The sequence below is a fragment of the Microcoleus sp. BROC3 genome (assembly GCF_036702515.1).
Taxonomy (GTDB): Bacteria; Cyanobacteriota; Cyanobacteriia; order Cyanobacteriales; family Microcoleaceae; genus Microcoleus.
The window spans coordinates 100076-115627 of the sequence record NZ_JAUBTQ010000002.1 but is presented as its reverse complement, the minus strand read 5'-3'; the positions used below and the strand labels follow the sequence as shown (position 1 = coordinate 115627).

At 47.7% G+C, this 15552-nt stretch carries 11 protein-coding genes; 6 read left to right on the top strand and 5 right to left on the bottom strand.

The window, feature by feature from the left end; genetic code table 11:
* Nucleotides 1-54: 54 nt before the first annotated feature.
* Complete coding sequence (locus QUB30_RS01805; protein WP_333328203.1) at nt 55-1737, bottom strand: tetratricopeptide repeat protein; 1683 nt, start codon at nt 1735-1737, stop codon at nt 55-57.
* A gap of 282 nt (nt 1738-2019) precedes the next feature.
* Here QUB30_RS01805 and QUB30_RS01800 point away from each other — a divergent pair, with 282 nt between their 5' ends.
* The 5 genes from QUB30_RS01800 (at nt 2020) to QUB30_RS01780 (ending at nt 10182) form a co-directional block, all read left to right on the top strand.
* On the top strand, nt 2020-3756 hold the full coding sequence (locus tag QUB30_RS01800) for a pseudouridine synthase (RefSeq protein WP_333328200.1): 1737 nt from the start codon (nt 2020-2022) through the stop codon (nt 3754-3756).
* A gap of 84 nt (nt 3757-3840) precedes the next feature.
* Nucleotides 3841-4404: a Uma2 family endonuclease gene (locus QUB30_RS01795; RefSeq protein ID WP_333328197.1), complete on the top strand. Its 564-nt coding sequence runs from the start codon at nt 3841-3843 to the stop codon at nt 4402-4404.
* Between the two features lie 436 nt (nt 4405-4840).
* Nucleotides 4841-5959: an alkene reductase gene (locus QUB30_RS01790; RefSeq protein ID WP_333328193.1), complete on the top strand. Its 1119-nt coding sequence runs from the start codon at nt 4841-4843 to the stop codon at nt 5957-5959.
* Nucleotides 5960-6214: 255 nt separating this feature from the next.
* Nucleotides 6215-7222: a protochlorophyllide reductase gene (locus QUB30_RS01785; protein ID WP_333328190.1), complete on the top strand. Its 1008-nt coding sequence runs from the start codon at nt 6215-6217 to the stop codon at nt 7220-7222.
* A 794-nt stretch (nt 7223-8016) separates the two neighbouring features.
* Nucleotides 8017-10182: a ShlB/FhaC/HecB family hemolysin secretion/activation protein gene (locus QUB30_RS01780; protein WP_333328187.1), complete on the top strand. Its 2166-nt coding sequence runs from the start codon at nt 8017-8019 to the stop codon at nt 10180-10182.
* A 58-nt stretch (nt 10183-10240) separates the two neighbouring features.
* On the opposite strand, the gene QUB30_RS01775 is transcribed toward QUB30_RS01780, so the two are convergent.
* The 4 genes from QUB30_RS01775 to QUB30_RS01760 form a co-directional block, all read right to left on the bottom strand.
* Nucleotides 10241-11233 (bottom strand): alpha/beta hydrolase, encoded by a 993-nt coding sequence (locus QUB30_RS01775; protein ID WP_333328184.1) that lies wholly within the window; start codon nt 11231-11233, stop codon nt 10241-10243.
* Between the two features lie 139 nt (nt 11234-11372).
* Nucleotides 11373-11585, bottom strand: a complete 213-nt coding sequence (locus QUB30_RS01770) for a hypothetical protein (protein WP_333218639.1) — start codon at nt 11583-11585, stop codon at nt 11373-11375.
* Nucleotides 11586-11626: 41 nt separating this feature from the next.
* Nucleotides 11627-11857, bottom strand: a complete 231-nt coding sequence (locus QUB30_RS01765) for a DUF433 domain-containing protein (RefSeq protein ID WP_333101609.1) — start codon at nt 11855-11857, stop codon at nt 11627-11629.
* 131 nt (nt 11858-11988) lie between these two features.
* Complete coding sequence (locus tag QUB30_RS01760) at nt 11989-12279, bottom strand: hypothetical protein (RefSeq protein WP_333328181.1); 291 nt, start codon at nt 12277-12279, stop codon at nt 11989-11991.
* 337 nt (nt 12280-12616) lie between these two features.
* Between QUB30_RS01760 and QUB30_RS01755 the strand changes: the two genes are divergently transcribed.
* A complete protein-coding gene (locus tag QUB30_RS01755) occupies nt 12617-15514 on the top strand; it encodes a two-partner secretion domain-containing protein (RefSeq protein ID WP_333328178.1) in 2898 nt (965 codons plus the stop codon).
* Nucleotides 15515-15552: the final 38 nt, after the last annotated feature.

Sequence of the window (15552 nt, the reverse complement as noted above, 5' to 3'; positions counted from 1 at the left end):
GTATTACGAGGAACAAAGCAATTTCAAAAATCAAAACTATCTGTCAATTTCCCCTTACCACTTTCCTGACATCGCGCCCTTGAGCCTCAATTCTTCTCGACTGACTAGAGCTTCGTAGTAATCGGGTTTGATTTCGAGGGCGACTCCGTAAGAGCTAATAGCATCTTGAGTTCGCTGCAATTTTTGCAAAACGTCACCCCGCTGCGCCCAAGCTTCCCAGTTGTCTGGCTTGAGTTGAATCACTTGGTCAAAAGCGACGAGTGCTTGGGAATAATTCTGCATTTCCCCTAGAATCAGACCTCGCTGTACCCAGCCTTGATAGTTGTCCGGCCAGACAGTAATTGCTCGATCGTATGATGCTAGAGCTTGTTCGTACTGCTGCAATTTTGACAAAGCGTTGCCGCGTTGCAACCAAGCTTCAAAATTGTCTGGCACGATTTTTAGTACGCGGTTGTAAGCTGCGACGGCTTCTTCGTAACGCTGCAATTTTTCCAGCGCTGCGCCTTGCTGCAACCCTACTTTTGATGTAATTTCTGCTTCTGAAGTCAGAGAAATTACTTTATCAAAACAGGCGATCGCTTCTTCGTATTGCTGTAATTTTTCCAGAGATTCGCCTCGCAAGTTCCAAGCTTCTAGAAAATTACCTTCAATTTGTAGGGCATTGCTGTAAGCGATAATTGCCTCTTTGTCGCGTTCCAATCCTGCCAGGGCGATGCCTCTACCCAGCCAAGCTTCGGGAAAATTTGGATTAATTTGAATGGCTTGGTCAAAAGCTGCGATCGCCCCTTCATAATCTCTCGATTCTGACAGTGTTTGACCGCGCCCGATCCATGCTTCGGGATAAAAAGAATTAATTTGAATTGCCCGATCGAAACAAGCAATTGCCGCGTCTGCCCACTGGTGTTTGAGGGCCATTCCTTTATAAAACCAAGCTTCGCAGTCGTTGGGCTGCATTTGCAGTACGCGATCGTAAGCTGTCACCGCTTCTGCATATTTGTGCAGTTTTGCGGAAGCAATGCCCCGATTGAACCAAGCCAGACTATTTTGTGGTTGCAGTTGAATGGCGCGATCGTAAGAAGTTACAGCTTCAGCGTAGCGTTCCGCTTTCATCAAAGCCAAACCTCGGTTCAGCCAAGCTTCCCAATTAGTCGGGACGAGTTTCAGCGCGCGCTCGAAAGCGGCCACGGCTTCAGGATAGCGCTCCGCTTGAACCAACACGTTACCTTGCCGGTACCACATGGCGGGCAAATTCGGATGAAGTTGGGTTGCTTTTTTGTAACAGCTTGCGGCTGTATCCCACTGCTGCAATTCCTCTAAAACTCTGCCCCGCTGATACCAAGCTTCGTGCTTTTCTGAATTGATTTGAATTGCGGTGTCGAAAGCCGCGATCGCTTCTGAGTGATTTTGCAAACTTAACAGCCCTGTCCCGCGCAGCATCCAAGCCCAGTATTCTTCGGGATTAATTGCTGTAGCTCGATCGGCGCAGGCTACGGTTTCTGCGTAGGAATGCAGTTGCTTGTAAGCTTTGCCCAGATTCAGCCACGCCCTGGCCCAGTCCGGCTTAATTTGAACCGCTTTTCCGTAGCAAAGGACTGCCGCTTCGTACCTTCCTGCGGCGTACAATCTATTGCCCCGATCGTAATCTGGAAATGCTGCAAAAATTCTTAAAATCGGCGGCAGCAGAGCTGGTTGGGGGTTTGAGGAGTTTTCTGTAGCCGAAGTCGAGAGGTCTGGCATACGCCTTTCACATAAAAATTTAGTGGGATAACAAGCTTGCGGTCTTATATATTAACTTATGCTTTTCTTAATATCGCTGCTGTTTGGAAACAAATTTAGCATATCAGGCTTGGTGCGACAAATCCTTTTTACTTAATTCGAGTAGGTATAAAATTATGCACCATTCCCACTTTCGGTACACCGCTGTAAAATACGGTCAGTCGATTTTAGATTTTAGATTTTAGATTTTCGATTGACCGAAAGCACATAGTGTCCTCATTCAGGTTTAAAACCAAATTTAAGATGCTAGAGTTGCACACGCTTTTAGATTTCACTGACTGCGATCGGGAGTCGATCGACTCGCACCCGAATTATTGGTACGAAGGCCGTTGTCCTCAAAGTGGCGAGGTGCTGAGACTGCCGCGCACTCGAATGTCCGAGGATCTCGCCCGGGGTTTGATGCGGTATCTTGCGGCTGACGATGCCTACGATGGCGAAGGGAAGATGTACGGCATATTACTGGTGGAGATGCCTTCGGGGGAACAGGGGATACTCAAAGCATTTTCCGGGCTGCTGAACGGTTGCAGCATTGTTGAGGGCTGGGTGCCGCCGATTCCGGGACGAGATCGAGTTGCTTTCGAGGAAGCCCGCACGTTAACTCAATTGGAGGCGATGAAACAGGAACTTATTGCATTGAATCAACTCCCGCAGCGACAAGAGTATGCAGCCTTATTTCGAGAGTTTGAAGTGCAAATGCAAGTTTTGAGCGATCGCCACCGCAATTGCAAGCTGCAGCGAGATGAAAAACGCCAGTTACTGTGTCAAACTCTCGCAGCAGAAACACTAGAAATTGCCCTGGAACAACTGAAGCAAGAAAGCCGTTTGGAGAAAATTGAACGCAGGCAATTAAAACGGCAGCGGGATGAAACATTGCAGCCGCTAAAACAATTAATTGAAGCTGCGGATCGGCGGATGCGGGCGCTGAAACAGCGGCGAAAAGAACTTTCCCGCGAACTTCAGACACAAATGCACGCGGCTTACACTCTGGTGAATTTTTTGGGAAAATCGCGATCGCTCTCCTCATTGATGCCAACCAATTCTATTCCGACTGGCACCGGCGACTGTTGTGCGCCAAAATTGCTCCACTACGCAGCAGTAAACAATCTGAAACCGCTGGCAATGGCTGAGTTTTGGTGGGGGCCGCCATCGGGCGATAAGATGCAGGGAGAATTTTATGGTGCTTGTGGCGATCGGTGTCAGCCGTTGATGGGTTTTTTGCTGTCAGGATTGGCTCAAAATCGGATTGTTTCTAATATAAATGAGGGTTTTACGGGCGGGCTAGAAGCCCAATCCCTACTCCCCACAAGGAATAATTTTTCTTGTGGAACGGGCATCTTGCCCGTTACGCAAATGCTACCGATTATTTATGAAGACAAATGGTTGATCGCGGTTAATAAACCCTCTGGCTTGCTGTCAGTTCCCGGTCGTTATTTGGAAAATCAAGATAGTGTTTTTAGTCGTTTGCGTAACTTGTTACCGGATAATTTGGATTTGAATGCGGTGCATCGTTTAGATTGGGAAACATCTGGGATTTTGCTATTGGCGCGGGACAAAGAAACTAGCAGTCAACTAAGACAGCAATTTGAAACAAAGCAGGTTCACAAAGTTTATGAAGCGGTGCTTTCGGGTACTGTAAAAATTGAGGCGGGGACGATCGATCTCCCACTTTGGGGCGATCCAGAAAATCGCCCTTACCAGCAAGTCAATTGGGAGTGCGGAAAGCCCAGCGTTACTCGCTTTCAGGTAATGGCGAGGGAGGGAAATTTTACTCGCGTCGAGTTTTTGCCGCTGACGGGACGCACGCATCAATTGAGGGTTCATGCAGCGGATGTTCGAGGGTTGGGGATACCGATTTTGGGCGATCGGCTTTACGGATGTCGGGCTGCTGCGAACCGGCTGCACTTGCACGCGCGGGAACTTTCGTTTGAGCATCCGCAGTCGGGAGAAACGCTATATCTAAAGGCAGAAACACCATTTTGAACTCAGGGCGATCGGGCAACGATCGATATCTGTAGAATAATCAGTATAGGAATCTCAACTCGCCTCTCTTCAGGAAACCTTAAAATGGTACAGACTCCCACTAAAACCCTTACCCTAGGAGAGTTTCTGAATCTGCCGGAGACGGAACCCGCCAGCGAATACATTAATGGACGGATCGTCCAAAAACCAATGCCACAAGGAGAACATAGTGCACTTCAGACTGAATTGTCTCCCGCCATTAACTCGGTTGTGAGGTCAAAAAAGATTGCACGAGCTTTCTCAGAACTCCGCTGCACTTTTGGTGAACGATCGATTATACCCGATGTTTCCGTATTCTTATGGAGCAGGATTCCTCGCAAGGAAAATGGTGAAGTGGCTAATGTTTTCTCAATTGCCCCAGATTGGACGATCGAAATTCTTTCGCCTGACCAAAGCCAAACTAAGGTAACAAAAAATATTCTGCATTGCTTGAAGCACGGAACCCAGATGGGTTGGCTGATTGACCCATCAGAGCAATGTGTATTTGTTTACTTAGTCGATCGACCAACAGCGTTTTATGACGAACCGGATGTACTGTTACCAGTGCCAGAATTTGCAAGAGAATTCAATCTTACAGTACAAGGTTTATTTAGTTGGCTGCTTGATTAATGACAAATAAAGTTGACTTTTTAGATGCTATTTTTTACATACAAAGTGCATAAAAAAATATTTTCACTATTGAACATCGTGAGACTTTTCAAATTTAGTTGACAAGCATAATAACTTTTTATCGCGGGCTGCTGCGAACCTGCTACACTTGCACGCGCGGGAACTTTGCTGTGAGCATCCGCAGTTAGGAGAAACACTGCACTTACAGGCGGCGACGCGATTTTGAACTCAGGGCGATCGTGTAGCAAGCGTTAATTGATAAGGCAATATGTGATGCCGTTAGCATTGAGTGCGATCGATTCAAGTTATATTAAGCTTGTCCCCGACACTCGGTGCGGGAGATATCACCTTAATTATGTTAACAGTTAACAGCTAACAGTTAACAGTTAACTGTTATGTGATTTCCCAGATTTTTTAGTTGACAAACCTCAAAATTATGACTGCTCAAACAACTTCTCCACTTCTACTCAGTTCTTTCAAACTCGGAGATTTACCCTTAAAAAACCGGGTAGTCATGGCACCCCTGACGAGATCCAGAGCCGGTGAAGCGCGGATGCCCAACGCCTTGATGGCAGAGTATTACACTCAGCGAGCCTCCGCTGGTTTAATCATTACAGAAGCCACAGTAATTTCTACTCAAGCTAATGGTTGGCTCAATACGCCCGGTATTTATTCAGACGAGCAAGCCGAAGCTTGGAAACACATTGTGAATGCGGTTCATGCCCGCGAAACGCCGATTTTCATGCAGCTTTGGCACTGCGGACGGGCTTCCCACAGCAGTTTTCATGAAAACAATCAATTGCCAGTTGCAGCGTCTGCCATCAAAATAAACGGAGAAGGCATTCATACGCCTCTAGGCAAACAACCCTACGAAACTCCCCGCGCTCTAGAAACCGATGAAATCTCCCTGGTTGTAGAAGATTATCGCAAGGCGGCGGAACGGGCAAAAATGGCAGGTTTTGACGGTGTAGAAATTCACGCGGCAAACGGCTATCTCATTGACACGTTCCTGCAAACCAGAACCAATCACCGCACTGATTCCTATGGCGGTGGAGTAGAAAACCGTTACCGTTTTCTTAAGGAAATTGTAGAGGCGATTATCTCCGTATTTCCGGCAAACAGAGTGGGAGTTAGACTTTCTCCCAATGGTGTTTTCAATGATATGGGTTCTCCCACTTATCGGGAAGATTTTCTGTATTTCGCAGGGCAGTTAAATGCCTGTGATTTAGCTTACCTTCACTTGGTGGACGGTGTGGATAGGGGCTTTCACGAATTGGGAACGCCGATGATGATAGGTGAGTTTCGCGATGTGTTTGCAGGGCCGCTGGTCGGCAACTCCGGATATACTCAAGAACAGGCTGAAACAGCCGTGAGCAGCAAAGTTGCGGATTTAATTGCTTTTGGTCGAGATTTTATCAGCAATCCCGATTTGGTAGAGCGTTTTACTAATGGTTGGCCGCTCAATCCCCCTGCCGAAGTCGGCACCTGGTATTCTTTTGGGCCTGAAGGTTATATCGATTTCCCTAGATATCAGGAATCGGCCGCTATTTCTTAGTTGAGTTGGCTGGGGCGGGTTTATCAATACCGAGTATGTGAATCATAGATAATGGTGAACTCGCCCCAACAGGATTTATGGTTAATTCACAAAAGTAGGAGTGGGAGTTGAAGCGATATTTAATTGTCATCGCCGGTTGAGATCGAGAACGTTTCCCCATATCCTAATAACCATAGGGTACTTCAAAAAATTAGAGCTGCTAGCTCAGCTTTTGAGTGCCTGAAAATAATCAATAGCGGAAGCGCTTTTAACAAGATGGCACAAAATCACAAATCAACGGTTATCATCACCGGCGCTTCCTCCGGCGTCGGTTTGTACGGCGCGAAAGCTCTCGCAGACAAGGGATGGCACGTAGTCATGGCCTGTCGGGACGTGCGGAAAGCCGGAGACGCCGCCCAAGAGTTGGGCATACCTCAAGGCAGTTTCTCCATTATGCAGATTGACTTGGGGGATTTGGAGAGCGTGCGCCGATTTGCTCGAGAATTCAAGGCAAGCGGCAGGCCTCTGGACGCTTTGGTGTGTAACGCCGCCATTTATATGCCTTTGATTAAGGAACCGCTGCGGAGCCCGGAGGGTTACGAGTTGACGATGACTACCAATCACCTGGGTCATTTCCTGCTGTGCAACCTGATGATGGAAAATATGAAGCCTTCCTATTATTCCGATGCGAGAATCGTGATTTTGGGAACCGTGACTCACAATCCAGACGAGTTGGGCGGGAAGATTCCGCCGCGCCCGGATTTGGGCAAGTTTGAGGGTTTTGAAGCGGGTTTCAAAGACCCGATTTCGATGGTTGATGGCAAGAAGTTTGAACCGGTCAAGGCTTACAAAGATAGCAAAGTTTGCAACGTGCTGACGATGCGGGAATTGCACCGCCGCTTTCACGAATCCACGGGGATTACTTTCACTTCGCTGTATCCGGGATGCGTCGCGGATACGCCGCTGTTCCGCAACCACTATCCTTTGTTTCAGAAGCTGTTCCCGCTGTTTCAGAAGAATATCACCGGCGGTTACGTGTCGCAGGAGTTGGCGGGGGAAAGGCTGGCGATGGTGGTTGCCGATCCAGAATACAAGCAATCTGGGGCTTATTGGAGTTGGGGGAACCGCCAGAAAAAAGATGGTAAGTCTTTTGTACAGAAGGTTTCTCCCCAGGCCCGCGATGATGAAAAAGGCGAGCGGATGTGGGAGTTGAGTGCTAAGTTGGTGGGATTGACTGACGGGGCTCAAATGGGTGCTGCGGCTGGTGCGGGCCGCTCTGCATAATTCAAAGTTACAAACCCCCTTTATCAGGCTGGGCGGTTGAAACGGCGTCTACGCACAGGAGGTGGGTAGACGCGGACTCAATAATAAAGGGGGTATTAAAGTCGGAATTGAGATGATATCAATTCCGGTTGCACTCCTCCGGAATTGTTGACTGTTGACTGTTGACTGTTGACTGTTGACTGTTGACTGTTGACTGTTGACGGGTCGAAAAACTGAATGGTTGAGTGTTAACTGTTGACTCGATTTTATTATTCCGATGCAACCGGAAACGATATGATGCACCAAAATCAAAGAAACCGGGTTTTTTAGTGGCTCTGCAGGCTGTAACTCACATCTTGCACTATTATTAAGAACAGGCAAGATGCCTGTTCCACAAGAAAATTTATCTCTTGTGGAACAGGCATCTTGCCTGTTCATAAAAAGATTATTGAGAATGGTGCAATATCTCAGTTGTAGCGCGTCTTTTCGGAAACAACCCGGTTTCTGGTTTACCCTGGCGTGCAGGACTGTTATGGTTGCGGTCTTAGCATGAAAGCGTAGGTTTTGCAACAAAAAAAAATTGGTTTTTTTTACCGTTTACGATCGACTTACACGATATTTTTTCGGATAAGAACCCGGTGGGTGCGTAAGTCTTGAGAAATGAACAGCCGTCGATCGACCTTTTGGTTTGTAGCGTCGCCGAAACTGTTAGCTGCGACGGCTGTTTCCTTTTTTGCTGTTAAGATTGATTTTTACTTGAGGGTGCTCTATTGCGGAAAATATTTTCACCCAATTATTCGAGATAATTAGATTCTATGGCTTGTCGAGCGCAAAAACTATTTTTATTCGCTGGTATTTTTGGGTTGGTTTTGTTGGGAAAACCAGCGAAAACATCCGCTAGCACCGTTGAAATTTTGACCTCAAATGTTGAGGATTTGGCAGCAGTTAGCAGCGGAGGCGATCGAGCTTTAGCCCCCAACGATACCACTTTTGACAAACGCGAAGACTTGCCGGTAAAAGACGAGGAAACGCAGTTACCCACAGAGTCAGAACACTCGGTGGCGGCGGAAACTCCCGACTTGCCGCCGTCTGCGGCAAATTCAGTCGATGTGACATCTTACACCATTCTCAAGAACAGGCAAGATGCCTGTTCCACAACGAGTGAGTTTGATTGTGGGGTGGGCATCCTGCCCGCCGGTAAAAGGCTTATTGACAATGGTGCAACATCTCAGACCGATCGCACATTCAGCACAATAACTCAAGAAACCGAGCTTTTTAACTCAGATCAAAAGCTAGAAGAAAATATTGACCCACAAAAAATTGACTTGGGTATCGATCGAGCCTCGCATCTGGCCCAACTGCCCAACCCAATTCTGCCGCGAGAACCCGAATTACCAGCTCCTGAGCCGCCGCAACCGCCTGCGCCGTCTCCCCTCCAACCAACCCAGCCAACACCCGTTGAAAGCGAAATTAGACCGGGAATTCCGGGTACAATTAAGGTCGCTGGCTTTGAATTTGAGGGCAACACGGCTTTTAGCGATCGCGAACTCGCAGAAGTTACGCAACAGTTTGCGGGCCGCGAAATCACCTTTGCGGAACTGATCGCAGCCGAAGCAGCCGTCACTCAAAAATATGTAGCTGCAGGATACATCAATTCCGGCGCTGTAATTCTCGCCAACCAAACCTTTCCGAGAGAGGGAGGTGTGGTGAAAATTCGGATTGTAGAAGGCGGATTAGATGAAATTGTGATTACTGGAAACAGGCGCTTAAATTCCAATTACGTGCGATCGCGCCTTGAACGCGCTACCAGACGGCCCCTCAACCGCGATCGCTTGCTGGAAGCCTTGCAACTGCTGCAACTCGACCCCTTAATTGGCAATATTTCCGCCGAATTGCAAGCCGGAAGCCGCCCGGAAAACAGCCGCTTAGAAGTGCGGGTAAAAGAAGCAGACAGCTTTAGCGCTGAAGTGTTCGCAGACAACAATCGATCGCCCAGCGTCGGCAGTTTTCGGCGCGGTGTTCGCATCAATCAAGCAAATTTGCTCGGTTTGGGCGACGGATTAGAGGTATCTTATGCTAACACCGACGGTAGCAATGAATTCAATGGCAGCTACACAGTCCCCGTCAACGCGCGCAACGGCACGATTGGTTTCGCTGCGAGTGCTGCTAGCACCAACATCATCGAGGAACCGTTTGATGCTGCTGAAATTGAGGGGAAATCGCGGACTTACGAGTTAACTTACCGCCAGCCGATTGTCGAAAAGCCCGATCGCACTTTGGCTTTGGGACTGAGTTTTTCGCGGCAAGAAAGCGATACATTCCTGTCTGGGGAACGATTTGCGCTTTCGGCGGGAGCAAACGACCGCGGCGAAACCCGGGTTTCGGCTGTGCGCTTTTTTCAAGAATACGTGCAGCGGAGTTCCAACCAAGTGTTCGCAGCGCGATCGCAGTTTTCCCTCGGCACTAATCTGTTCGGCGCTACTGCGAACGATAGCGGGCCCGACAGCCGCTTTTTGGCGTGGCGCGGACAAGCCCAGTACGTGCGGCTGCTAGCGCCAGAAACCTTGCTGATAGTGCGTTCTGACATTCAATTAGCCGACAGCCCTCTGCTTTCCCTCGAACAAATTGGGATCGGCGGCGTTCAAAGCGTGCGCGGATACCGCCAAGATTTGCTGTTAACTGATAGCGGTGCGATCGCATCTGCTGAAGTGCGAATCCCGGTTTGGCGTGTCCCGGAAGTCCAAGGATTGTTGCAAGTCGCTCCGTTTATCGATTTTGGGCTAGGGTGGAACCAGTCGGAGGAAAAGGCGAATCCTGAGTCGGATAAACTGCTGGGTGCGGGTTTAGGCCTAGTTTGGCAGATGGGCGATCGGTTGAATGTGCGTCTAGACTATGGTATTCCTTTGATCGATGCTCGATCGGGCGATCGAACTTTGCAGGAAAAAGGCATCTACTTTCGGATTAATTACTTTGCTTTCTAAATTTTAGGTTGGGTTGAGTGCGATCGAACTCCAACACTTCTCTTCGCCCAACACTACTTTAAGTCCTCTCAATCAGTTGATGAACCGCACTAACCACCAATTCAGGCCGATCTAGCGGTACAAGATGCCCACTATTTTCTGCAATGATATGTTGGCTATTTGAGGATAGTTGGGTCAAGTCTAGCTGAAGTAATGCCCATTGCTGGAATCTTTCATCACTCATCTCTGGATTTTTAGAGCCTTGACTTAATACAATCAAAGGCAGGTTCCCCAGTAGTGTACTCGCTTGCAGTTGCTTAAAGCTGCTTTTCATGTTGGCAAGCTCACTTGATATAGTTGCCCAATAACAGGGGCGGTAACAGGAAGATTTGTAGGTATCAAATAGAGCTTGCACTGCCAACGGATATTTTTGAATTTCTTGTTTGATATTCTTAAACATTGGCAACAGATTCATATCTCCGATTAATCGTAACACTCCAACCCGACTGGCAATTGCCAGAAGCTGATAAAGCAAAATTGCCATTTTCATACGCTTCCATATTGCGGGTGTTATTTGATCTTCATGGACAGAATCAACCAGCACCAGTCCGACCACTTCTTCTGGATATTGACTGGCATACAGTCGCATATTGCCTCCACCCAACGAGTGTCCAACTAAAATGTAGGGAGGTTCGATCTCAGCTTTGGCCAACAGGGCGTGTAATTCATCAACACTCTGCTGACTTGTGCGAGGTATCCTGGGATTGGGATCGCTCCAACCCAACCCTGCTCGATCGTAGGTACAGACACGAGTAAACTTAGCAATTTCAGATGGAACCAAGCCCCACGTAATTGAGGAAGCACCACCGCCAGCATCCATGATGACTGTTGGTGTCCCTTGTCCCACACAGTTGAGATGTAGACGAAATCCCCCCATATCAAACAGTTCACCCTGCGGAGGATACTTACGTCGATCAATTACTTGACTGACTGCTTGATAGAGAATCCCAGCAAATAAGCTGATTGCACTAATACCTAGAGCAAGCACGATCAATTTTTCTGTGGTTGTCATAGCAAAATTTATAGAACTGATACCATCGATACTGCAAAATCTGATAGCGGGTACTGAGCCATGCGCGTCGAAAGGGTGCTAAAATCTATTCCTGCTTGACGTTGAAGAATACTCAGATGATCTGTATCCAGTAGATATTTCATAGCTCATCTTGAGCTTCGAGGAGAGACTCATCCCCTTGGCGAATCGCTCGTCCATAGGCAAGTAGCTCCTCAAAGGCAGGTTCATCTTTGAAAGACCCTATAATTTGTTGCAACCAATTCGTCGGTTGAGAAGCCACAATTTGCTTCTGCAACTCAGTGATCGCTGCTTCCACTACTGCAAGCCGTTCCTCTAAAGTGTTAATTGCCATTTGAGTATTCCCTAATTAATCCTTCCTATCCTAAAGTAATTTCATGCGGATAATGTCGCGGTCATAAACCGACGCTCACGGTCAGCAGCATAAGCTATGCAGGCTTTTAAATCTTCTCGCGTCAGATCTGGAAAATCGTCTATAATTTCTGCTTCGGTCATCTCGGAAGCCAGGTACTCAAGCACTTCATAAACCGTAATTCGCAAGCCGCGTACACAAGGCTTGCCACCGCGTTTATTTGCTTCGATCGTGATGTGATTTCGGTAATTCATAGTTGTAATTATCGTCATTGTGTTCTCAACCTTTGCCAAATCTTAGCCTAGGGCTGCGGATCTGGCCAGGTTGTCAATCTTGTTTTTAATACGATCGCGCAAAAGTTTTTTCAAATAGCGTAATCCAATTCTCATAGCTTATACATATAACGAAGTTCAAGTGCGTTACAAAAGCTATTCAGGCGATTCAGCAAAGCATTGTAATAGAGGTAGGCATCATCCCGTTCATCTTCAAGAAGAGCATACAGGGTCAGTTCTGGCTCTTCTGCTAGACGATCTTTAGGAACCTCTAAGCCGGCTTCGGCTAGGCGCGTTGCTGCGATCGCGACTAATAATGACCCAACTGTATTCGTCTTACCATGATGAAGCTCGTCCAATCCAGGTAGAATTAGCTCCGCTCCCGGCAACTCATTCAAGCTCATGACTGTTCCTCCTCTGAGTTACCTTCAAAACGTTCGATGAGGTTCTCAACTTTGCTTCTAAGCACTGAACCCTAAGCTTCTCTACCCAAGACTTGCATCAATCGTTCTATCTTCTGAGAGTCAACGTTCGGACGCACATTCTACACACATATTTAAACAGAAACAGATTTCCTCAGCCGTCGCACTGAAAAAAGCTATCTTTATTATATTGGGGAAAAGTCCACTTTAGGGGTGAAAGAGAGTCGATCGAGCACTGGGGCGATCGCACTGATATAATCCAAATATATAATTCTGATGGAACCGGAAACGATATTATTTATCTAACAGGATTTAAGCTATGTCTCGCCTGTCTTCCGGCCTACTTTTTGTTTTCTTATTGCTATTTCCCTCGAAAACCTTCGCCCAAATCATCCCAGACAGTAGCTTGGGCCCGGAAAGTTCCCGCACAGTTCCCGATACTATCAATAACATACCCTCAGATAGAATCACTGGCGGCGCAACTCGCGGCGTTAACCTCTTTCACAGCTTGCGCGAATTTAACATCCGTGAAGGGCGGGGAGCTTATTTTGAAAATCCCAGCGGAATTACCAACATATTCACCCGCGTTACTGGCCCAAACTCCTCAAATATTTTAGGAACTCTGGGAGTTTTAGGCAACGGTAACTTATTTTTAATTAATCCAAAAGGAATTATATTCGGCCCGAATGCGCGGTTAGATTTGCGCGGCTCCTTTATCGGTTCAACTGCTGACAGTATTGCGTTTAATAACGGCTTTGAATTCAGCAGCACCAACCCGCAAACATCCCCGCTGTTAACAGTTAATATTCCCGTTGGTTTAAGATTTAGAGACAATCCGGGTGCAATTGTCAATCAATCGACGGCTGTAGGAAAGGTAAATCTCCCAGCCTCTGCTTTACCCATCCCAATTAGCGATCGAGTTGGTTTAGCAGTAGAACCAGGTCAAACTTTAGCACTGATTGGCGGCGACATCCAACTACAAGGCGGCAATTTAACCGCCAGCGGCGGACAAATTTTACTCGGTAGCGCAGCCAGTCCCGGTTTAGTTAATTTTGCAATGACAGCGGGGGAAAATGAAAATTTAAGTTTAAATTATGACAATATTCAAAACTTTGGCAATATTCACATATCCGATGGATCACTTATCAACACCAGCGGAATTGGTGGCGGCCGCATAGAGTTAAAAGGTGGAAATGTCGCCCTTAGCGGTGCGCGAATTTATGCGCTGACACTGGGAAATATTGATGGTAGAGGTATCGATATCAGCGCTCAAAAGTTGCGAGTGGAAAACGGCACGCAATTTTCTACTTTGACTCTAGGAGATGGTGCAGGAGGTAATATCAACTTCCGCGCTGCTGATTCAGTAGAAATGATCGGGCTGGGAGTTGAGGGCTATCAACAGCTTGCAATTAAATATTTGGTATCGGGAACTACAGACCCCTTTGACCCGCTAATGATGCTATTTAATGCTAGTGCTGGTGCTGGTTCGGGGGGGAATATTACGATCGACACTGACCGCCTTTTCTTCAACAATGGGGTAGTAGGTAGCGGTATCACTTTTGGCGGTGGAAGGGGCGGAAATTTAATCATTCGTGCCAATACTTTTGAGATGGTGGGTTCTGGAATTAACAACGGGACAGCTAAAGAAAGTAGCGGTGCGGGAGGAAGTATTAGTGTTGATGTCGCGAAATTAATTATGCGCGACGGTTCTATTCTGGGTAGCACAAGCTACAGCAGCGGCCCGTCGGGGAATATCAACATTAAAGCTGCTGAATCAGTAGAATTGTCTAACACCGGCCCGCCAACAGTTGTGTCAACCGGAATTAGCACCCTGAGTATCGGCTCTAACGGAAGGGCGGGGAATATTAACGTCGATACCAAGCGGTTGACTCTCTCTGGGGGTTCTGCGTTTACAGTAGGAACGGGTGTGTTAATTGGCAGGTTTTTGTTTTCTAGGGATGGGGGGCCTGCTGGCAATTTAACAGTTACGGCTAGTGAATCAGTAGAAATTTCAGGTATTTCTCAACTTTTGACCAGCGGAATTCAGAGTGCTAGTGCGCTGAGTTCTGGAACTTTGAGCTCTAGTCCGGGCGGGGAGATTCGCATTGATACGCCAAGCCTAACCGTGCGGGATGGGGGGGTAATTTCTACGAGTTCTTTGGGGGTGGGAGATGTGGGGAATATTACTGTTAATGCCGATCGCATTGAGGTCAGCGGCAGCGGAAATAATGGTCTGTTTGTCAGTACAATTGATGCTTCGGTGGGCAAGATATTTGGTACTAATTCCAATGCTACGGCAAATGCCGGTTCGTTGAATCTGAATGCCGATCGACTAATTGTCAGAGATGGAGCTACAGTGACAGTGCAGGCTACGGGAACCGGACGCGCTGGTAATATTAATGTTGTCGCAAATTCGATCGCTCTTGATAACAAAGCGATGATTGACGGCACGACTGTATCCGGTACAGGAGCAAATATTAACCTGCAAGCGCGAGACATCCAATTGCGCCGCAACAGCCAAATTACCACCGATGCAGGCACTTCTGACGGCGGCAATATCAACATCAACAGCAACATTCTTGTCGCCCTCCCGCAAGAAAACAGCGACATTACAGCCAACGCCCGCACAGCAGGCGGCGGCCGCGTGAATATCAATGTTCCCAATGTTTTTGGCTTTACAGCAGCGAGTCGCGAACAAGTCAGAAACAGGTTGGGGATCAGTGACGCCGAATTTGCAGCGTTGCAAGTAAGTCCTACATCTCTGATTCCCAGCAGCGACATCGCGGCGATTTCCCAAAGTGGTGGGCCGGCTTTGCAAGGGGCGGTAACATTTAGTTCTGTTGGAGTGAATCCCGTTCAAGGTTTAGTGGAACTGCCGCAAAATGTGGTGAATCCGGCTGCGTTAATTGCTGCAAATCCGTGCATCCAAGGGGCCGAGAGCGAGTTTACTGTGACGGGGCGGGGGGGATTGCCACCGAGTCCTCACGAGGTTCTCAGCAGCAATTCTAGCCAGTTTAATTGGGTGGAACCAGCGGTAGGTGGGAGTCAGCAAGTAGAAAGCCCCCTAGCATCCATAGAAGTTCGACCAAGAGAAATTATTCCCGCTCAAGGTTGGGTAATGGACGATCGAGGACAAGTAAGGCTGGTAGCCTATAATTCAGGTGGTGGTGCATCTCTTCGCAGTCCGAAATCGACGGGTGTTTGCGTACCTCAATAGGTACTCTTCAGGTTTTAGCTAATCCCTCCCTATTTTCC